17 protein-coding genes are annotated in these 20,182 nt (G+C 41.2%); 3 read left to right on the top strand and 14 right to left on the bottom strand.

The window, feature by feature from the left end:
- Positions 1-4: 4 nt before the first annotated feature.
- Positions 5-6,652: a T9SS type A sorting domain-containing protein gene (locus J4E76_RS12180; protein WP_208504543.1), complete on the top strand. Its 6,648-nt coding sequence runs from the start codon at positions 5-7 to the stop codon at positions 6,650-6,652.
- A 14-nt stretch (positions 6,653-6,666) separates the two neighbouring features.
- Here the strand turns inward: J4E76_RS12180 and J4E76_RS12185 are convergent, their stop codons facing one another.
- The 13 genes from J4E76_RS12185 to J4E76_RS12245 all read right to left on the bottom strand — a co-directional run bounded on the left by J4E76_RS12185 (position 6,667) and on the right by J4E76_RS12245 (position 17,456).
- Positions 6,667-7,242: a 5-formyltetrahydrofolate cyclo-ligase gene (locus J4E76_RS12185; protein ID WP_208504544.1), complete on the bottom strand. Its 576-nt coding sequence runs from the start codon at positions 7,240-7,242 to the stop codon at positions 6,667-6,669.
- Complete coding sequence (bshC, locus tag J4E76_RS12190; protein WP_208504545.1) at positions 7,235-8,821, bottom strand: bacillithiol biosynthesis cysteine-adding enzyme BshC; 1,587 nt, start codon at positions 8,819-8,821, stop codon at positions 7,235-7,237. The genes J4E76_RS12185 and bshC overlap by 8 nt, the downstream gene beginning before the upstream one ends.
- 47 nt (positions 8,822-8,868) lie before the next feature.
- Complete coding sequence (rimO, locus tag J4E76_RS12195) at positions 8,869-10,182, bottom strand: 30S ribosomal protein S12 methylthiotransferase RimO (RefSeq protein WP_208504546.1); 1,314 nt, start codon at positions 10,180-10,182, stop codon at positions 8,869-8,871.
- A 63-nt stretch (positions 10,183-10,245) separates the two neighbouring features.
- Entirely contained in the window at positions 10,246-10,506 is a 261-nt protein-coding gene (locus J4E76_RS12200; RefSeq protein ID WP_208504548.1) for a hypothetical protein, read from the bottom strand.
- Positions 10,507-10,715: 209 nt separating this feature from the next.
- Positions 10,716-11,669 (bottom strand): signal recognition particle-docking protein FtsY, encoded by a 954-nt coding sequence (gene ftsY, locus J4E76_RS12205; protein ID WP_208504550.1) that lies wholly within the window; start codon positions 11,667-11,669, stop codon positions 10,716-10,718.
- Positions 11,670-11,744: 75 nt separating this feature from the next.
- Complete coding sequence (locus J4E76_RS12210; RefSeq protein WP_083262519.1) at positions 11,745-11,900, bottom strand: DUF4295 domain-containing protein; 156 nt, start codon at positions 11,898-11,900, stop codon at positions 11,745-11,747.
- A 2-nt stretch (positions 11,901-11,902) separates the two neighbouring features.
- Complete coding sequence (gene rpmG, locus J4E76_RS12215; protein WP_069833707.1) at positions 11,903-12,088, bottom strand: 50S ribosomal protein L33; 186 nt, start codon at positions 12,086-12,088, stop codon at positions 11,903-11,905.
- An 80-nt stretch (positions 12,089-12,168) separates the two neighbouring features.
- Positions 12,169-13,290, bottom strand: coding sequence for a hypothetical protein (locus tag J4E76_RS12220; RefSeq protein ID WP_208504552.1), 1,122 nt, complete (start codon positions 13,288-13,290; stop codon positions 12,169-12,171).
- Between the two features lie 158 nt (positions 13,291-13,448).
- Positions 13,449-14,915: an aminopeptidase P N-terminal domain-containing protein gene (locus J4E76_RS12225; RefSeq protein WP_208504554.1), complete on the bottom strand. Its 1,467-nt coding sequence runs from the start codon at positions 14,913-14,915 to the stop codon at positions 13,449-13,451.
- 28 nt (positions 14,916-14,943) lie between these two features.
- Positions 14,944-15,183: a 50S ribosomal protein L28 gene (rpmB, locus tag J4E76_RS12230; protein ID WP_208504555.1), complete on the bottom strand. Its 240-nt coding sequence runs from the start codon at positions 15,181-15,183 to the stop codon at positions 14,944-14,946.
- 95 nt (positions 15,184-15,278) lie between these two features.
- Complete coding sequence (locus J4E76_RS12235) at positions 15,279-16,778, bottom strand: PH domain-containing protein (protein ID WP_208504556.1); 1,500 nt, start codon at positions 16,776-16,778, stop codon at positions 15,279-15,281.
- Positions 16,762-17,298, bottom strand: coding sequence for a PH domain-containing protein (locus J4E76_RS12240; protein WP_208504557.1), 537 nt, complete (start codon positions 17,296-17,298; stop codon positions 16,762-16,764). Before J4E76_RS12240 ends, J4E76_RS12235 begins: the two co-directional genes overlap by 17 nt.
- On the bottom strand, positions 17,295-17,456 hold the full coding sequence (locus J4E76_RS12245; protein WP_208504559.1) for a DUF5522 domain-containing protein: 162 nt from the start codon (positions 17,454-17,456) through the stop codon (positions 17,295-17,297). Before J4E76_RS12245 ends, J4E76_RS12240 begins: the two co-directional genes overlap by 4 nt.
- Positions 17,457-17,532: 76 nt before the next feature.
- Here J4E76_RS12245 and rocD point away from each other — a divergent pair, with 76 nt between their 5' ends.
- Both rocD and J4E76_RS12255 read left to right on the top strand, forming a co-directional pair.
- Positions 17,533-18,771, top strand: a complete 1,239-nt coding sequence (gene rocD, locus J4E76_RS12250) for an ornithine--oxo-acid transaminase (protein WP_208504561.1) — start codon at positions 17,533-17,535, stop codon at positions 18,769-18,771.
- Between the two features lie 125 nt (positions 18,772-18,896).
- Complete coding sequence (locus J4E76_RS12255; protein WP_208504562.1) at positions 18,897-19,118, top strand: hypothetical protein; 222 nt, start codon at positions 18,897-18,899, stop codon at positions 19,116-19,118.
- A 65-nt stretch (positions 19,119-19,183) separates the two neighbouring features.
- Here the strand turns inward: J4E76_RS12255 and J4E76_RS12260 are convergent, their stop codons facing one another.
- Positions 19,184-20,068, bottom strand: coding sequence for an anti-sigma factor (locus tag J4E76_RS12260; protein WP_208504564.1), 885 nt, complete (start codon positions 20,066-20,068; stop codon positions 19,184-19,186).
- Positions 20,069-20,182: the final 114 nt, after the last annotated feature.

The raw sequence follows: 20,182 nt of genomic DNA on the forward strand, positions 1-20,182 counted from the left end.
ACTTATGAAGAAGAGATTTCTAACAATTTGTACTGTTTTACTTGTTTTAGCAGTGCTCTCTTTGGTTCGTTATGATCAAAAGTGGACTTTCCTCTTTGAGAAAACGCAGACTTATAGCCTGAACCTAGACGCCCCAGTGATCGTAGATCGTCAGGAAAAAGAAAAGGAAAATCCTCAAGACCGATTGGAGTTCGAACGCATGCAATTGGCGGATCCTTCCACAGGAAGAATACCCACAATCATTAGAGAGAAAGAAATTGAGTTCGCAAGAGAGTCCTTAGGAAATAGCGAAAAGATTGAAGCTGTTCCAAGTGCAGTGAGCGGAAGTCAGTCTCAAAGTAATATTGTAATTCCTTTTGAAAACAAAGGCCCATATAATATAGGTGGGCGTACTCGGGCTTTAGGAATCGATGTGGCCAACGAAAATGTAATTTTGGCAGCTGGTATCTCGGGTGGAGTGTGGAAGACCTCTAACCAAGGCGCTTCTTGGGTTAGAACTACAGGTCTTCAAGAACATCCGGCTGTATCTGCTATTATTCAAGACCGAAGATCAGGGAAAACCGATGAATGGTATTATTCAACAGGCGAGAATGTCGGAAACTCCGCAGATGCCGTTGGCGCATTTTACTATGGAAATGGTATTTATAAATCTACCGATAACGGTGACAGTTGGGACCTTTTATTGTCCACGGCAGTTGCAGGCAAAGTGGGTACCGAAGTGGTATTAACGAATGGTACTTTCACGACTATTGACGAATTGGTTATTGACAATTCCAATGCACAAGGTACCGAAATATACGCTGCCGGAAATGGCAAAATTATTAGAAGCGCAGACGGGTTTAGTACATATGATATTGTATTGGGACAAAACAATACCGGTTTTGCTACCTGTGATGTTACCGTATCATCTACAGGGGTGGCATTTGCAACTATAGGTAATTCGGCCAGTGGAATTTCGCAGCATGGTATTTTCAAATCAGACGATGGTATCACTTGGACCAATATTGATCCTGATGGTCTGGATGCAACTTATACTAGAATAGAGTTGGCGATAGATCCTTCGGACGAGAATATTGTCTATGCTGTGACTGATGATCAATTATTTGTATTGGATGTAGCAAACAACACATGGGTAAATCGATCCAGTAACCTAGGGGTTTCAGCAGACCCTGGGGAAGGTTACGATTCACAGGATGGATATAATATGATCGCTTCTGTTCACCCAGGAAACAATAACCTTGTTTTCATTGGTGGAACTAATTTACTCCGATCTGACGATGCATTTACAACTGCGAATTCAACAAGCCACATAGGAGGTTATTTATCGGACGGTGGCAATGACCAAAGCTTTCCATCTTATCCAAATCATCACCCTGACCTTCACGAGATATCCTTCTTCGGGTCTGACCCAAATAAAATGCTAACGGGGAGTGATGGTGGGATTCACCTGACAAGAGATAATAGGGCTACTTCCAATGACAATTCACCTGTTACATGGGAGTCATTAAACAATGGTTACCTAACATCACAGTTTTCTCATGCTGCAATACAGGAATACTTTCTTGGAGATAATCAGATAGTGGGTGGTATGCAAGACAACGGAACGTGGATTGTTTTTAGCAATGATGGCGAATCTGATTGGCTTGAACTTGTTGGAGGAGATGGTGCCATGGCAGCAATTTCATATAACGCCTTGTATGCTTCTGCCCAAGATGCCTTTATGTTAAGAGCCGAAGTTGTTGATGGTAGCTATCAGAATTTCACTCGCATTTCTCCATCTACAGACTCAGACGAGTTCCTTCAGGTCAATCCTTATATTGTCAATCCGGTGAATCAAGACCAGTTGTTTGTTGGAGCCAATGGAAAGCTATACGCCACAAATGACGCAAGAACCAATCCGGGAGAAGGAGATTGGTTGACAATTGAAGGCAGTACAAGTACTGATATTAACGGTTTTGTATCAGCCATGGCAATGTCCATAGAACCAGAAGGCATATTGTATTTTGGAACAACGTCTGGCAGACTTTATAAAATCTCTGACACACGTGATGTTTCTGTCTTGGCTGATTTGAGCGTACTAAATCGTTCTGTGCTCCCAAGTGGCTTTGTTTCAAGTATTTCCGTGGATCCTCAGGATGGATCTAAATTATTAATCTCCTATTCAAACTATGGTGTCAAGAGCATTTGGTATTCTGAAAATGGTGGTGACTCCTGGAGTTCCGTTTCAGGAAATCTAGAAGAAAACTCTGATGGCTCAGGAGCTGGCCCTTCAATCAGGGATTTGGCAACTCTACCTGATGGTTTCGGGGGAAACTATTACTTCGCTGCTACTTCCGTGGGCTTGTTTATGACTCAGACCCTTGATGGAGATAACACAGTATGGGAACAGCAAGCAATCGATCAGGTTGGCAATGTAGTCGTTGCCTCTGTTGAAGTTCGACCCATCGATGGCGCTGTAGTTGCCGCTACACATGGCAATGGAGTATTTAAAGGGTTCTATCAAGTTGGGATCAATCCTAACATCAATTTTTCCAAGGGTACCCAACCTGGTACAGCTGTATTGAGGGGAAATGTATCTTTCGTCCAAGGTAGAGGATTGGCTTATCAGTGGATTAGAAATGGAGTACCCATTGTTGGTGCTAGTGTGAGTGAATTCACCGTTACACAGAATGGAGATTATAAACTGCGGATGGCGGTTCAGGGAGTTAATGGAGTGGGGGAATCCAATGTGATTTCATTCAATTTTGACGTAGTACCGCCTGAGGTGTCTTCGATAGCCCGATTGAACCCGGCCGACCTAAATACCAGTGCGAGTAGTGTTCAATTCAGAGTAACATTCTCAGAAAAAGTGGTCAATGTGAGTGCTGATGATTTTACAGTGTCAGGTGATGTCACTGGAGAGATCACTAGCGTTGTAGCTAATGGAGATGGGCTGTTTTATGATATTACGGTATCAAACATAAGTGGTAAAGGTGCACTTAACCTAACTGTCAATTCGAGTACTAATATTACTGATATCCAAGGCAATGGACTGACAGGTAGTGCTGGTTCTGTTGAATCTTACAACATTATAGATGATACGGCTCCAACCGCGACAATAACAAAGCGAAACCCTACTTCTCAAATTGCCAATAGTACAGAGGTGACATTCTTAGTACTCTTCTCAGAGAGCGTTCAGAATATAGACCTGGCTGATTTTCAACTTACTAATGGTTCACCAGCCGGGACTTTGAGTAGGTTGACAGAAGTGAGCACAGGGGGATATGAGCTGGTGGTTTCCAATATTCTTAGCAATGGCACCTTAGGACTGGCTTTTTCTAGTGCTCAAGACATTCAGGACATAGCAGGCAACGATTTTGGAGGTACTGCATTGGCCTCAGAGTCTTATATCATTAATAATGATATTGAAGCACCTACAGCAGTTATTTCAAGATTCGATCCTTTGACTCAGGTTACTGATCAAAGTCAAGTGACCTTTTTGATACTCTTTTCAGAAGCAGTTAAAAATGTCAGCTTGGGTGATTTCACGCTTCTGCAAGGCTCCGTTTCAGCAACTTTTAGTGGAGTAGAAGAAGTAGGCATAGGTAGTTATCAATTATCATTAACGAATATCTCAGGTAATGGCACACTGAGTATTGACTTTAATAATACTCAGGACATTGAAGACAATGCGGGTAACTTTTTTGATGGAAATCCTATCGCTGTAGAGTCTTACATCATTGAAACAGATGTTGTAGCTCCAACAGCAGTTATCACGCGACTTGACCCGCTATCTGAGACTACTGATCAGGATCAGGTAACCTTCCAGGTTCTGTTTTCGGAAGATGTTCAGAATGTTGGGCTCGATGACTTTGGTTTTATAAGCGGTTCACCTTCAGCTACACTTAATACTATAACAGAAATAGAACGTGGGCGCTATGAATTACTCATTACAGATATCGATGCTAATGGAACCTTAGGAATTGAGTTTAGTAGTTCCCAGGATATTGTCGATAACGGAGGAAATGCTTTTGGTGGTAGTGCCTCTGCCAGTGAAACTTATATTATTGAGGCGGACATAGTTGCTCCAACTGCTACGATTTCAAGGCTTGATCCGCTAAGTGCAACGACAGATCGTCAGCAGGTCACTTTTCTCATACTTTTTTCTGAAGCTGTGCAGCATGTAGACCTAAATGATTTCGTAAAGACTCCTGGGTCTTTAACAGCTACATTGAGTAGTGTTACCGAGGTTGATCGAGGTCGTTATGAACTTTTAGTGACCGGAATTGGTCCAAATGGCACACTAGGTATTGATTTTAGTGATTCACAAAATATTCAAGACAACAAGGGTAATGCATTTGATGGCAATGCGACCAGTACCGAGTCATATACCTTAGAAACCGATGTGACTGGTCCAACAGTGACTATTTCCAGATTAGACCCGGAGGGTCAGGTCACCGATAGAGATCAGGTAACCTTCAAAGTATTGTTTTCTGAGGAAGTTGATAATGTTGATATCACCGATTTTGAATTGTTAGCAAATTCTCCAGTTGCTGTGCTTTCTGAATTGATTGATACTGATGGAATGAGTTTCGAGTTAACGGTTGACAATATCTTGAGTAATGGTACTTTGGGAGTTCAATTCATAAGCAATCAAGACATTGAAGATAGGGCTGGAAATGATTTTGATGGTAGTATTGCGGCTAACGAAACATATTCTATCGAAGCCGATGTTACTGCACCAACTGCGGTGATCGCTAGGCTAAACCCAAGTGATCAAGTCACTGATCAAAATGAAGTAACCTTCTTTATACTCTTTTCAGAAACCGTGAAAAATGTGAGTTTGAATGACTTTGTACTTACAGAGGGCTCTCTATCAGCTACCTTAAGCAGCTTAGAGGAAGTGAGTACGGGAGGGTATGAGTTAGTTGTCTCTAACATCAGTGGAAGTGGAATGTTAGGGATAGATTTTGCGAGTAGTCAGAACATCGAAGACAATGCAGGCAATGAGTTCGGAGGAACTGCCCTTGCTAAGGAAACTTACACTATTGAAAATGATACTACAGCACCAACTGCTGTTATTTCTCGCCTTGATCCACTGACAGAAAATACCGATAGAGATCAGGTAACATTCCAAATCTTGTTTTCTGAGGCAGTTCAGAATGTGGACCTGACCGATTTTGTCTTTACATCAGGTTCTCCCACAGCTACTTTGAACAGGGTTACTGAATTAGATCGAGGTCAATATGAGTTGTTAGTTACAGGAATTAGCGCAAATGGTACATTGGGTATTGACTTCAGTGGTGCGCAAGATATTGTAGACAACGGTGGGAATGCATTTGATGGTAATGCAACAGCCAAAGAATCTTACACTATTCAGTCTGATATGACCCCTCCAACAGTGGTCGTTACTAGACATGATCCGACAGTTCAAACCACCAATTTGACACAAGTTACTTTTGAGGTACTGTTTTCTGAGGCAGTTCGTAATGTAGATGTAACAGACTTTGTTTTACGAGCAGGTTCTCCTTCTGCTACAATATCGAATGTCACAGAAACTGGGGTAGGTAAGTACGAATTATCCATATCCAGTATAAATGGAGAGGGTACCTTAGGGATTGACTTCACATCTGGGCAGAATATCGAGGACAATGCAAATAATAGTTTCGATGGAAATATTACTTCCAATGAAACATATAATATCGTTGCGGAGAGTGGCGATGTTTCTGGTCCAATTGCCTTTGTCACTAGGGTTAATCCATCCAGTGAAATCACAAACAAGAACCAAGTCACCTTTCAGGTATTGTTCTCTGAGTCAGTCAAGAATGTTGACTTGTCAGACTTTACTTTCCTTGAAGGTTCGCCAACGGCATCTTTGAGTTCTGTGTCTGAAGTAGCCCTTGGGCGTTATGAATTAGTGGTTTCAAACATTCAGAGTAACGGTGTACTAGGGATTGACTTTAGGTCATCGCAAGATATTGAAGATGATGCTGGCAACCGATTTGACGGTAATATTGCTTCCAATCAGACCTATATCATTGCTTCTGGCGATGATGTGACAGCACCAACAGCAGTGATTACCAGAAGAAATCCTTCGGATCAATTCACTGATCAGAACCGTGTGGTATTCCAAATCATTTTCTCAGAGGCCGTACAAAATGTCGACCTGACTGACCTTGTATTGGCAGATGGGTCACCTGATGCCATTATAGAGTCTCTGTCTTCTTTGGGGGTTGGTGTATTTGAGGTGACCATTAACGATATTGTTTCTGACGGTACTTTGGGTATCGACTTTGCCCGGTCGCAGGATATTCAAGATATTATTGGAAACCGTTTTGGAGGAAATGCCATCGCAAGAGAAACCTATACAATTCAAAACCTTGTCACTTCAATTGATGATGAATTACTGGGTGACCAACAAAGAATTATTGTTGATGCTAATCCTTCAACAGGCATCTTTAATCTAGCTTTTCCAACCTACTTCCAAGGCAGCTTTGAAATAAAGGTGATCGATCTAGCTGGAAATGCGATTCATGCAGAACAGATTGAGTCCTATGTTAATGAGGAGCAAGTTCGTCTTGATTTATCAAAACACCCAGACGGACTTTATATTCTGAACGCTTCCAATGGCTTGAGGAGTGCTTCGATTAAGCTGCTTAAAAAGGGTCAATAGTATATTCGGAATACTTAGCGAAAGTCGTCTATCCCCAAATGGGATATGTAATAGTCTAGTGGTATATCCAGTTCTGTGGTATAATCAATGTTGTCTAGTTTACTAGTGATTCCCAGTCCGATTTTTAAGCAATCTTGCCTGACTTCTTGGAGAAAGCGGTCATAGAGACCAGCACCATAACCAACTCTATTCCCTTGTTTGTCACAGCAGATTAAGGGTACAAAAACGATGTCTAATTTTTCTGGATGAATTGCCTCTCCATTGAGTGGCTCTGGTATTCCGTACTTTGATTCTTTTAGTTCAGTGTTCTTGGTCACATGGAAATGCTCAAGCTGTTTCTGCTTAAAGAGAGTCTTTGATACATATGCCTCATGATTCGAGCTCTTTTGAAGATGTTCAAATAGTGGCCAGGTATTAGGCTCTTTGAATTTTAATATAGGCAGGAATATGTGGCAATGAACAGCCCTCTGATGCGACTCTAAGAAGTTTAAATTGTTGACAAGTAGAAGGTCGTTTCTACGCTTAAACTCTTGATTGGTCAGCGTTTGACGTTTTTCTAGAAACAGCGATCTGAGAACTTCTTTATTCATTCACTTGAATCATATGGAAGCGGTAATCGAATGGGTCGAACGCTTCCATACATGAATCTATGAAATTTGGATTGTTCATGTAAAAATTCAGGAAGTTGTCTTTTCTTTCTTGTGGACTACCCCCAGGGAATAAAGCTTCTTTCAGCGCGTAGATTCTGTTGACTAATACCTCCTGATTGCTTCTCTCTGCTTTCAAAATCTTGTGTTCAATTTTTTCAAGACTCTTTTCAGACTTTCTGAGTTCTGCTAAGACCAATTTCTCAAGTGTAGCATCTACAGCCGTAGCTTGTTCTTTAGCTTCAAGGAATAGGTTTCTTATGCGCTCCCTTTGCTCATCAAGATCCATCTTGAAAGCTGTGTTTTCTACCACTTTCTCTTTAACCAGAGCATTTTCTTCTTTGAAGAGATCTTCAATGGTTAAACCTGACTTGGTGAGCTTTGATACTTGTCCATGAGTCATTATCCCTGCAAAGTTTCTCGGCATAAGCAGAGGGAAACTGACTTCGAAGTGATCAAATATTCCCTTAAGTTGTAACCAGTATACGAGTTCTGAAGGACCTCCGACATAGGCCAAGTTTGGCAAGAGAAACTCCTGATAAAGTGGTCTGAGCACCACATTTGGACTGAACCTTTCAGGGTGGTTGTCGATTTCTTGTCGTATACTTTCTTCAGAAAAGGAAATATCCGAATCCAGTACTTCATAGCCTTCGGAAGTCCTCACTATTCTAGATCGAAGGTTCTCCTTCAGGTAAAAGAAATTGATTTCTCGAGGGAAAACCTGCGTCTTATAACCCTTCGATTCAATTTCACTAGTAGTCTTGCTAGCTAATTTCTCTGGAGTATGATCAAAAATGTCTGATGTAATGACGGGTGTGAACAAGGTTTTCAGCGCCCTATCATCAGCGTCTATGATAATAAGCCCTTGATCTCCAAATAGGTGGTTCATATAAAACCTAACTGCACTGGCAAGGTTCTCTTCTTTTAGATAGGCCTGTCTGAAAAAATCAGGCATCCCTATAATTTTATCGAAAATTGGACTGATGGATTTTGTCTCAAACTTTCCAACAGCGCCAACTTGATCAGTGTCCCATGAGAACTTTTGACCATTGAATCGGAAGTGATTAATCTCATCAAAGTCGTGATCTTCACTAGCCATCCAATAAACCGGGACGAAATTGCAGTCAGGTCTAAGCTTTTTTAGTTCCTCACATGCTCTGATCACAGAAACAATTTTGTAAATCACATAAAGTGGTCCAGTGAAAACATTGAGCTGATGGCCAGTTGTTATCGTATAAGTATTATCGCTCTGAAGGTTTTCAAGGTTTTTTAATGTGCCTTCAGAGATCTCTGTTCCTTCGTATTGGCTTTTCAGTGAAGCATACAGGACCTCCCTGCTTTTTGAGGGGAAATTCCGTTTGTCAATCTGTCCAATTAGGTTTTCAGGTGTGGGCAGGCCGTTGTGAAATTGAAGAAGGTTGTTGTGTCCACTGATATAGTCTAGGAAAAATTTTGAGAAGCTGTTCGTCTTTTCAAATTCAATTTTGGTGAGTAAACAGTCTGTTTTTTCCAATGTCTCCATAAACTAATTAAAGGCTTAAGAGGATTTACCTCTAGTTGACAACTTGATTAGCCAACTGGTTCCCCATAAAGATCAAATTCAGTGGCATCTGTGATTTTAATGTTAGCGAAATCACCAATGCGCAAATAGTGCTTCTTTGCATCTATCAATACTTCATTGTCTACTTCTGGAGAATCATGTTCGGTTCTTCCAACAAAGTTTCCACTTTCTTTTTTATCAATCAGAACTTTGAAGGTTTTGCCAATTTTTTGCTCGTTGATCTCACGAGAAATATCTTCTTGTATTTGCATTACGTGATTCGCACGCTCATGTTTTATTTCTTCTGGAACATCGTCATTATAAGAGAAAGAATGTGTGTTCTCTTCATGCGAATAAGTGAAAATACCCAAACGATCGAAACGAGACTTTTCAACGAAATCGACCATGTCTTCAAAGTCTTTTTCTGTTTCACCCGGATGACCTGCTATTAGAGTGGTTCGGATACCAATATCAGGAACGCGTTGTCTCATCTGATCTAGAAGCGCTTCTGTCTTTTCACGAGTAGTACCCCTGCGCATTAACTTAAGCATGTTGGTCGATCCGTGCTGTAATGGAATGTCCAAGTAATTGCAAATGTTATCTCTTTCGGCCATTACATCCAGAACATCCATTGGAAAACCTGTTGGGAAGGCGTAATGCAGTCTGATCCAGTCGATACCCTCAACATCAGAAAGGTTTCTTAATAGATCAGCAAGGTTTCTTTTCTTGTATAAGTCCAGTCCGTAATAGGTAGAATCTTGGGCAATCAAAAGCAATTCTTTGGTGCCGTTTCTGGCAAGATTCTTTGCCTCCAATACCAATTCTTCCATTGGACGCGATCTATGTCCGCCCCTCATAAGTGGAATGGCACAGAATGAACAGGGTCTATCACAACCCTCAGCAATTTTGAGGTAAGCGTAGTGATTGGATGTGGTCGTTATCCTCTCACCAACAAGCTCATGTTTGTAATCAGCTTTGAATTTTTTGAGCAAGGCTGGAAGCTCCATTGTACCGAAAAAGGCATCAACCTGCGGGATTTCTTTTTCAAGATCTTCCTTGTAACGGTGCGAAAGGCAGCCAGTCACATAAACCTTGTCGACAAGGCCTTCTTCTTTGGCATCGACATAGCGAAGTATGGTATCGACTGATTCTTGTTTGGCATTATCGATAAAGCCACAAGTGTTGATAACGACAATATTAGCATCGTCATTTACCGCTTCATGTGTTGTATTGATGCCATTCCCCTTTAACTGGGTCAACATCACTTCCGAGTCCACTAGGTTCTTTGAGCAACCTAGTGTAACAATATTGACTTTATCTTTCTTTAGTCCCTTCGCCTTCATGCCTGATATTTCACGAAGGGCAAATTTAATAAATAAAAGGAGGTGAACTACTTGATGAGCATACTATACTCTCTTCCTACGGAAGGTGATAGGCACCAATTCCTCAGTTGGCATTCCTATGGTATAAAGCTCCCAATTAGAGTCGTACTTGTCTAATATCTGTCTGATACAATCTACACGATCCTCACTTGGGTTTTCACAATCTGCCCAGTAGAATACTTCTACTCGATAGTTGTACGACATTTTTTTGCCGTTTACTTTAACTTCTACTTCTATTTCTTGCTCACCACTGACTTGTGGAATTTGGATTGCTATAGCGCTCATAAGCCTGTTCGTTAATGTACAAATGTTTTCTATCCATGTAAGTACATAACAATATAAATGCCAAGCTTGTAAATAGCTGATATACAGGCAGTAAAAAACGGTTAGGGCTTACGAATGACCGTATAAGTGCAGTAGAATGTACGCAAACGTTCAGGGTTTAGAGAAAGTATACCGCTTGTAAAAAATGATAGTATAAGCTTTTGCTGGCTCTATTTCTTAAATAACGAGTCTACAAATTCAGCCTTATTGAATACTTGTAAGTCGTTTACCTGCTCACCTACACCAATGTATTTAACTGGGATTTTGAATTGGTCCGAGATACCAATCACCACACCGCCTTTTGCAGTTCCATCCAGCTTCGTGATCGCTAAGGCTGATACTTCTGTCGCTTTGGTAAACTCTTGGGCTTGAATAAAGGCATTTTGGCCTGTTGAACCATCAAGGACTAGCATGATCTCATGAGGCGCATCAGGAATGAATTTTTGCATTACGCGCTTGATCTTAGAAAGCTCGTTCATCAGATTGACTTTTGTATGTAGTCTTCCTGCTGTATCAACAATTACTAGATCAGCACCCGTTTCTACCCCTTGCTTAACTGTATCAAATGCCACGGCACTAGGGTCAGTGTTCATACCATGCGCTACAACCGGGACACCTACGCGTTCTCCCCAAAGTTTCAATTGGTCGACTGCCGCTGCTCTAAATGTATCAGCTGCTCCAAGTACTACGGACTTCCCTTTAGATTTGAATTGAGCAGCAAGTTTTCCGATAGTGGTGGTTTTGCCCACACCATTGACGCCAACTACTAGAATCACATGTGGTTTATGTCCAGCAGGTAGTTCGAAATCGGCAAGGTCTTCTGTGTTATTCTCAGATAGGAGAGCGGCTATTTCATCTCTGAGGATCTGATCCAGTTCAGAAGTGTTCATGAACTTGTCTTTGGCCACTCTTTCTTCAATACGTTCTATCACTTTGACGGTAGTATCCACTCCAACGTCAGAAGTAATCAGAATCTCTTCCAATTCATCAAGCACTTCATCGTCTACCTTGGATTTACCAGCAACGGCTCTTCCTATTTTAGAGAAGATGTTTTCCTTGGTCTTTTCCAGACCTTTATCTAGAGATTCTTTCTTTTCTTTAGAGAATAGACCAAATAGTGCCATGGGGATGAAATAAATATGATGTAACAAAAAAGTCCCACAAATGGGGACTTTAATTTATGATATAAAAGCTAATTCTTACTTATCGGCTAATACAGATTTAACCATATCTTCCGTAACCATCTCTTCTTTGAAAGTGTAAGCTCCAGTTTTTGGAGACCTAACCGCCTTAATCACTTTAGCGTACTTTACTCCGCCTTCTTTCTTTAGGGTTGCAACTACCTTCTTAGCCATGATTATTTAATTTCTTTGTGAACTGTATATTTCTTAAGAATCGGGTTGTATTTCTTCAATTCCAACCTTTCAGTCGTATTCTTTCTATTCTTGGTGGTGATATAACGAGAAGTTCCAGGCATACCACTCTCTTTGTGCTCGGTGCACTCCATTATAACCTGAACTCTATTCCCTTTACTCTTAGCCATTTTTCTGTGCTTCTAAATTTCGGACTGCAAATATACGAAGCTAGTTGAGAATTTGAAACCTACTGATTAAAATTAATTGACTAATTATCAAGTACAAAGAAGTCTAGTTCAAATCTGGACTCAGGATGCCGCAAATTACCCCAAGTACCGTTCTCGCATGTGATTTGAGCGGGGTAGTCATCAGCTTCATCGTAGTATAAATCTTGTCTCCAGTTTTGGCTCACGCCCCTTGCGATATATTGGTCCAATACTTCATTACTCATAATCTCAAACATGGAGAGAAGTCGATAGCCTTGATTCGTTTTAACATAGACAGCAAAGTCTCCAGAATCTAATTGAGCACTAGGGGAGGCGCCTAGGACATCTCCTGCTGAAACTGATGCTCCTACTTCTATACCTGTACTCGGAGTTAAGTGAAACACACGAACAATAACGTTCGGATTGGCGTCTAGTTGAATGTCAATTTCGTAGTCGTCAGGATCATCCGAAGGCCTTGCTTGTCCAATGGTTACGATAGTGCCGTTGGCGGGCACAAAATAGGTGAGGGTTGATGGTAGCTCCGACTGCGCTGGAGGTTCTCCCTCATCGTATGTATGAAAGTAGTGTTTAAGGTTTACACAACTTTCACCACTGTAGTCAACAAAGTTGTGACCTGCAGCGGATCTATACCTCGATATCTTTTCAATCTTGTCTAATTCTACATGAAGCGCGGTTAAATACGGTTGGCCAATGATATCACTAATGTCATCCGGGCTTAGTTCGAATGCACAAGCGCCTTTGGCACCCTTGAGACTGGAATTGAACAATTCGCTTCCCTGTGGACCCAGTACATGGAAAATTCCTTCAACCGATTCTTGTGACTCGTTGACAGTAAGATCGAGTTCGAAGTTGGCCGTGCCAGCTTCGGTAGCCATGGTGCCTGATACGTTCAGTGTGTTATTGTTTAGCGTGCCACTACCGCTACCGGACCATAGGCCACCATCATAATCATTGATTGCAATGTCAAAAGTCCCTAGGGTATTTGTGGCTGATATTACTATCTCACTTCCTACCAAGGAAAAATTCAGGCAGTAGGTACCGGCAATATCAAAGTCTTCTGTAGGACCATCCGGGTCATCTGTTCCTGAGCAGTTGACTAGAACAAGGTTAAATGATAAAAGAATAGCTGCGAATAGATAGGAGAAAGTACTAAGTCGTTTCATAATTACTTCAGTTGGTCAACCGAAGATAACTTTGTGTCCTAACGGTAATTAAATCAAAAGCCGCTTTGGGATGAGTTGAGGCCTATTTGGTACGAATGGATAATAAAAAAGGGGTGAACCATAGGTCACCCCTTTTCATTCAATATCTGTATGAATTCCTACTTGTTCCCCTTTAGCTCAGGTAATGTAAACTGATCTAGAGGACTAGGTTCTTTCATTAATTTCTCAATCTCTTCTGTTGTACGAGGAGCAAATGAGGACAGTAATTCAAAACCATCTTTTGTAATCAGAATGTCATCCTCAATTCTTACGGCAATGCCCCACCATTTTTTGTCGCACTTAGAACCCTCAGGAATATAGATGCCTGGTTCTACAGTGATTACCATGTTTTCTTCTAGTGGGCCATAGGTGCCTTTATCGTGAACGTCTAAGCCGATATGATGTGACAGTCCATGCGGATAGTACAGGTGTTGCTCGCTTTCGCTTGCTATAATCCCTAGCTCTGCCAGGCCTTTGTTGATAATGCTTCTAGCAGTAGCACTCAGTTGCCCAAAGGTTACACCAGGCTTTGACATTTGAATAGCTTCTTCCTGAGCCTTATAGACTAAGTCATAGATAGCCTTTTCCTCTGGAGAAAATTCTCCATCGATAGGGATAGTTCTGGTGACATCAGCAGTATAACCATGATATTCAGCGCCCAAATCCATAAGGATCATCTCTTTACTTTCAACTTCCGGCTTATGGTTTTCTATGTAATGTAGAATACAACCATTGTTGCCTGCACCGACTATTGACGGATAGCCTTCGTATTCTGATCCGTACTTCTTGAAGACAAACTCATGAATTCCTTGAATTTCGGTTTCCGAAAGACCCGGCCTCATAGCTTTCATGACTTCTACTTGTCCCACCGTTGAGATAAAGACGGCTTTTCTGATCAGGTCAAGTTCCTCGGGTGTCTTAATACCTCTCAATTCACTCATCAGTGTGTTCAGTGTTCTAACGTCAAGGTTATTTTTCTGAGGTTCGGTACCCAAATTAGCCGTGTTAGTATGGTAGCCGGCTTTTGTCTTGAACTGAGTGATTAGACTGAATAGGTCAGCCGGGTCATTAGGGTTATCTCTTACGTCATTTTGGAAGTCATAGAACATGACTTTGTCGAAGGTGGAGAAGTCTATATCGAATTTGGCAAACTCTTTACCGTTGTAAGCACTGATCTGGAGTTTGTCCTTAACACCTTCATTTCCCAATCTGCGACCATTCCACATCTCTTGCAGTGGATTGCGTTCTTGAACAAAGAATATTTCATCATAGGCTTCGCCACTTTGATTCGTCTGCTGTTGCTTGAAAATGAGCAAAACGGCATGTGGCTCGCGATAGCCAGTCAAGTAATATAGATCAGGATCTTGATGGTAGATAAAGTCTACATCATTGGCGCGGTTTCTTACCGGGTTGGCAAAGAATACAGCCACGCTATTGTCTGGCATTTTTGCTCTAAGTGCCTCACGTCTGTTTTTGTGAAATGCTGATGAGAGAAAATCTGTAGGTGCCTCTTGACCTTGGGCAACAAAAAATCCTGATAACAAAAATGCTATCAGGATTGAAAATGTTTTTATGGGTTGTTTCATTGTAGTATAGTAACGTACGAGGACGCTATTATACTAAAATGTTACCGCTTTGTCTTGCTTTTTTTAGAACAGCGGAGATGCCATTTTTATTGATGGTTCTCAAAGCTGATGTAGAAACCTTCAAAGTGATCCATGCATCCTCTTCAGGAATATAGAATCTCTTCTTCTGAAGATTCGGATAGAATTTTCTTCTTGTTCTATTATTAGCGTGAGAAACGTTGTTTCCTACCTGTACTTTCTTTCCTGTGATATCACAAACTCTTGCCATAACGTCTGAATTTACCGCTTTTTCTAAACGGACTGCAAATATCTGAATAATTCCTGAACTGAACAACCTTGCTTAGAAAATCTCTAAGAAAATTATTACATCCACTCTCTACGATCGTTTTCGACACGATAGAGGATAAAGCTTTCTAAAGCCTCTGCCTCTTCAATAGATATGAAAGGGACTTTTACCGAGCCAGCTGCATTTGAAAGAACCATTGTGGCAATTCTTTTCCTTCTTTGATACCAGCTCTGTTTTATTTGGACTGACTGTACTTTGTACAACTGGGTCAGTTCATAAATATGTCCGAAGGTTCCTCTGTTATTCTTTAAAAATTCATCGTTTACCTCATAAGTACGCTTTCTGTAATATGCACTTATTGACAACCATATAAACAGCCCCCAAATAAGAAAGTACAGGGCCTGCCACTCGATATAGTAATAACTGATACCACCACCAATCACTGTGGGTATCAGTCCTATAAAGAAAAAGAGTCTATACTTTAACAGCTTGCTTACTCTATGCTTTGTTTCTGGTCGATAAAATTCTTCTGGAAAAACTGCTTTTACAACACTATCCACTTGAGTCTGATAACTACCAGGGACTTTTATTTTCGACTTTAACTGATCCGCCTCGGCACTGCTAGCTTGTTCAATTTGAAGTGTAAACATCTTGAACATCATGCGAATGGGGTTATCCGACCATGATACTACTTGAACTTTCTTCTTGTTAACAGAGATTTCTTCACGGTTCAGAAGTCCCTTGACCAACTTTAAACCACCTTGCTTAATCGATAGTTTCAAATCATAGTTGCCCAAAACCGTAGTGGTCAAGGAATACATAAATGAGATAATACCAACTATGATGACAGAGGCTAGAAACATGACCCACCCGGTGTTCATAATTTGATCGTAGCCGGATAGTTCCTCTGCGATCAACTCAGGCACATCTTCTGTAACCTCATTGAGGGTTGAGAAAACAAAGGCAAAGAGGATACCCATAGACTTGAGGTGATTCTGACTGATGCCTACTTTGAACAGATCAGGAACACTTAAATGAAGGATTACCTCCTCATTTTCCTCAATATCCACTGATTCTGAACTGGTCTCGGGACTTTCGATTTGCGCCTTTTCTTTTAGAATAAAACTTCTGAGCGCTTCTGCATCTTCTTTTTTCAGTGCATCAATGGTAAGCTCTGATTTTTTTGCCCCCGCTGTGTCGATTTCAAGACTAACAACTCCGAATATTTGATGAAGAATGTTCTGCTTGAAGTTTATTGTTTGAATTCGCTCGAAAGGGATATTGGTTTTTGTTCGCTTGAGAATGCCTTTGTCTATAATAAATGCGCCATCTTCTATATGAAAATAGAACCTGAAATAAGTAAGTACTGAGCCTATAAGGTTGAATGCGGCAAATCCCAATGCGATATAACCGATGATGGTGCCGAAACTATCATTGTTTCTTCCGCCAATGAAAAAACTCAAAAGAATTGGCCAGAATGATCGGATCGTCATTCTGAGAAACTTAATCAGAATGATGCCTATTGCGACTCGTGACTGCCTTTGGGGGCTTGTATACTGGTCAATTGTCACTTCCATCCATCGCTGTTTTACCGAGAACGAATTCTTTCAGACGAGAAGCCGTCTCTTCATTGAGCCCTGGAATTACAAGGTCGCTACTTTGACCACCAGCGGTAAAGATTTTTAGGCTATGTAGTTTGAACATACGATCTACAGGACCTTGCTTAAGTTCCGCATGCTGGATTCTATTAAAAGGAATGCTGGTTCTTTCCCACCAAAGAAGCCCCTTTGTGTAAATGATATCTCGTTCTCTAATGGCATATTGCTTTTTGGGGAACGCTTTAATAGTGACGATAATGTTTAATAACCAGAGAAGTGCAATAGATCCCAAAGTGATTGAGTAAACCATTGTTGTTCCTTCTATATCATCATTGAAGAAAATCAGACAAAATGCGCCAATCAATAGAATCAGAAAAAATACACCACTTGAAATAAGAGAGACCTTGAGGTATCCCTTCTCTATATGATTGAAATCGGCAGTTTTAACAGAAGGAAGTTCGTCTGGATTTACTGAGAGATTCTGAAATGTTTCATTCATTTTTTAAAACCATAAGGGCAATGGCGACAGCCATTCTGGCAGCAGTAGCCACGCTTCAGGAGGTATAACTCCGTGAAGACTAGCTTGCCATCTTTACCAATGTAGTAATCTTCGGTTTTACTGGCAAAGATTTGGTTCTTGTTTGAATCTTTAGACATGTTTTTATGCTGAAACAGATTCTCTACCTTTGGTGGAAGGAAATTGTTTTTACAAACACAAAGAAAGTAAACTATTATGGAATTGGTACACTCTAGTCAAGACGCAATCACTTTAGAGAATAAGTACGGGGCGCATAATTATCACCCATTACCTGTGGTATTAGCTAAAGGGGATGGCGTCTACGTTTGGGACGTAGAAGGGAAAAAGTACTTTGACTTCCTATCTGCTTATAGTGCTGTTAACCAAGGCCACTGTCACCCGAGAATAGTAAATGCTTTAAAAGAGCAAGCTGAGACCTTGACACTTACCTCGAGAGCCTTCTATAATGACGTTTTAGGAGTTTACGAAAAATACATGAGCGAGTATTTTGGCTTCGATAAAATACTTCCAATGAATACTGGTGCTGAAGCGGTTGAAACAGCAATTAAAATTTGTAGAAAGTGGGCCTATGAGAAAAAAGGTGTTCAAGAAACTAAAGCCAAAATTATTGTATGTGAAAACAACTTTCATGGAAGAACGACCACAATCATTTCCTTTTCGAACGATCAAGATGCAAGGAAGAACTTTGGTCCATTTACTGAAGGTTTTATCAAAATTCCGTACAACGATATTAATGCCTTAGAAGAAGCTCTAAAAGAGGATAATGTAGCTGGATTCTTAGTAGAGCCAATTCAAGGTGAAGCTGGTGTCTTTGTTCCGGATGATGGGTATTTGGCTAAAGCCGATAAGCTCTGCAAAGAGAAGAATGTTCTTTTTATTGCTGATGAAGTACAAACTGGGATTGCAAGAACTGGTGAGTTGTTGGCATGTGACTACGAAAACATTAGACCGGACCTTTTGATTTTAGGGAAGGCCGTATCCGGTGGTGTGTATCCAGTTTCTGCGGTACTGGCCGATAACTCTATCATGGAGGTGATAAAACCAGGTCAGCATGGTAGTACTTTTGGCGGTAATCCCTTGGCAGCAAAAGTCGCTATGGCAGCACTTGATGTGGTGAAAGATGAGGGGCTAGCTGAAAATTCAAGACGACTTGGAGTTATTTTCAGAGAGAGGATGAACGCTCTAATCGATGCTACCGATCTTATAACTCAGGTGAGGGGTAAGGGGCTATTAAATGCCATTGTAATCAATGACTCCCCAGAAAGTTCTACAGCTTGGAATATTTGTGTAGCATTGAAAGAGAATGGCTTGCTGGCCAAACCGACTCATGGTAATATCATCCGATTTGCCCCTCCACTAGTAATGACCGAAGAGCAACTTCATGAGTGCTGTGACATCATCGATTCCACTATTACGCAATTTAATGCCGTTTAAATCCAATTAATAGCCTCTGATCAGGATTGTTCGTGTCTGGGCATGATATTTGACTAAGTTTGTAATGTTGGATGCTGAAGTAGGGGTTTTCTCTTCAAAGGTGTCTAATAGACCAAAACACTTGTATGCTGTCTTCAACCAAAAGGAGAGTACTGAACATTATATGCGTTGCATTGGCTATCGCCTCTGTCTCATATGGTTTGGTATTGCGCTTTGATAAATCTGAAGCAGTCCTCAATAGCGCTGTCGTTCAAGAGAGTGAACCCAAACAGGAAGAACCAGCTGTCGAAACAGACCCAGCTCTGGTACTTAGAGCGAATAATCCATTCGTAAATCCTAATAACTAATTGATCGACACAAAACTCAAATGAGTTTTGCGCCAATCAACCTTACTAATTGTTTTTGTATCTATTTATTGTCTAGTGACAGAGCCTGACGGTACGGAACCTAAGTTTTGATTAAAGTTATGAGTTGCTGGTGCCGTTGCTGCATCAGTTGCTAGATCAACTAACAATGGTTTCAACAAGAACGGAGCCGGTGAGTTATCAGGCACTGGTTCTACCGAAATTACAATTCTTCTACCACGAATATCCAATGGAAATGTCTCTCCAGCTGGCGCTGCATTGAAAAAGTCTTCACCCGGAACAGGAGGTCCCGCATTGTTTTCCGTTCCGCTAAATGGGTTTCCTGAATCTCTCGCACCGAAATCTGTGAATGTACCGGTCGAGATTGGACCTGACTCGCCAATTACCCAACCCTCATATGCCCATCCTGCGGGTAAAGTGGGTAGCGTAAAGTTAGGGGTAGGAGGCATTCCTGGGCTTCCAAACCATACGCCATAGATATCATTTCCATTGTTACCATCGGTCTCATCAGTTGGTGTTCTTAGAAACAATGTGCCGGCAGCATTAGAAAAGTCTCCCAGGGCCGGTGCTACACCAGTCGAAAGTGTTGCGCTGGTTCCATTAAAATCACCGGCTAGCAATTTGGCGTCCGCAGGAGCTGGATCAGGATCAGGAATAGGCTCGATGGTGATTACAAATTTGGATGCCGATTCCAAGTCTTCGGTGTTTGCTGTGAAAGAAGAAGTTGATAGATTTCCGTTGCCATCTACACTAAACGTCCCTGTGCTTATAGGTGCGCCATCTACAATAATCCAGCCTTCGTATTGTGCGGTTGCGCCCAAGTCTTCAAGCCCATTAATAGTAACATTGATATTTGCAAGAGAAGGGCTGTCGTCATCACCACAACTCACTAACAGGGCTGGGATGATCAAAAGTGCTAATAATTTTTTCATAACTGAGTTTTAATGTTTTCGGAAACAAAACTCAGTTTAGGATATCATGAAAAGATCACGGAAACCTAACGATTAGTAGGCACTGTATATCAGCGACAGCTAGCTGACAAAACT

The sequence above is a fragment of the Roseivirga sp. E12 genome, from assembly GCF_017592825.1.
Lineage (GTDB): Bacteria > Bacteroidota > Bacteroidia > Cytophagales > Cyclobacteriaceae > Roseivirga.

Bases quoted from the DNA above. Each gene is read 5' to 3' on its own strand.
- J4E76_RS12180 (WP_208504543.1), top strand. From the start codon at position 5: ATGAAGAAGAGATTTCTAACAATTTGTACTGTTTTACTTGTTTTAGCA.
- J4E76_RS12185 (WP_208504544.1), bottom strand. From the start codon at position 7,242: ATGAATAAAGAAGTTCTCAGATCGCTGTTTCTAGAAAAACGTCAAACG.
- bshC (WP_208504545.1), bottom strand. From the start codon at position 8,821: ATGGAGACATTGGAAAAAACAGACTGTTTACTCACCAAAATTGAATTT.
- rimO (WP_208504546.1), bottom strand. From the start codon at position 10,182: ATGAAGGCGAAGGGACTAAAGAAAGATAAAGTCAATATTGTTACACTA.
- J4E76_RS12200 (WP_208504548.1), bottom strand. From the start codon at position 10,506: ATGAGCGCTATAGCAATCCAAATTCCACAAGTCAGTGGTGAGCAAGAA.
- ftsY (WP_208504550.1), bottom strand. From the start codon at position 11,669: ATGGCACTATTTGGTCTATTCTCTAAAGAAAAGAAAGAATCTCTAGAT.
- J4E76_RS12210 (WP_083262519.1), bottom strand. From the start codon at position 11,900: ATGGCTAAGAAGGTAGTTGCAACCCTAAAGAAAGAAGGCGGAGTAAAG.
- rpmG (WP_069833707.1), bottom strand. From the start codon at position 12,088: ATGGCTAAGAGTAAAGGGAATAGAGTTCAGGTTATAATGGAGTGCACC.
- J4E76_RS12220 (WP_208504552.1), bottom strand. From the start codon at position 13,290: ATGAAACGACTTAGTACTTTCTCCTATCTATTCGCAGCTATTCTTTTA.
- J4E76_RS12225 (WP_208504554.1), bottom strand. From the start codon at position 14,915: ATGAAACAACCCATAAAAACATTTTCAATCCTGATAGCATTTTTGTTA.
- rpmB (WP_208504555.1), bottom strand. From the start codon at position 15,183: ATGGCAAGAGTTTGTGATATCACAGGAAAGAAAGTACAGGTAGGAAAC.
- J4E76_RS12235 (WP_208504556.1), bottom strand. From the start codon at position 16,778: ATGGAAGTGACAATTGACCAGTATACAAGCCCCCAAAGGCAGTCACGA.
- J4E76_RS12240 (WP_208504557.1), bottom strand. From the start codon at position 17,298: ATGAATGAAACATTTCAGAATCTCTCAGTAAATCCAGACGAACTTCCT.
- J4E76_RS12245 (WP_208504559.1), bottom strand. From the start codon at position 17,456: ATGTCTAAAGATTCAAACAAGAACCAAATCTTTGCCAGTAAAACCGAA.
- rocD (WP_208504561.1), top strand. From the start codon at position 17,533: ATGGAATTGGTACACTCTAGTCAAGACGCAATCACTTTAGAGAATAAG.
- J4E76_RS12255 (WP_208504562.1), top strand. From the start codon at position 18,897: ATGCTGTCTTCAACCAAAAGGAGAGTACTGAACATTATATGCGTTGCA.
- J4E76_RS12260 (WP_208504564.1), bottom strand. From the start codon at position 20,068: ATGAAAAAATTATTAGCACTTTTGATCATCCCAGCCCTGTTAGTGAGT.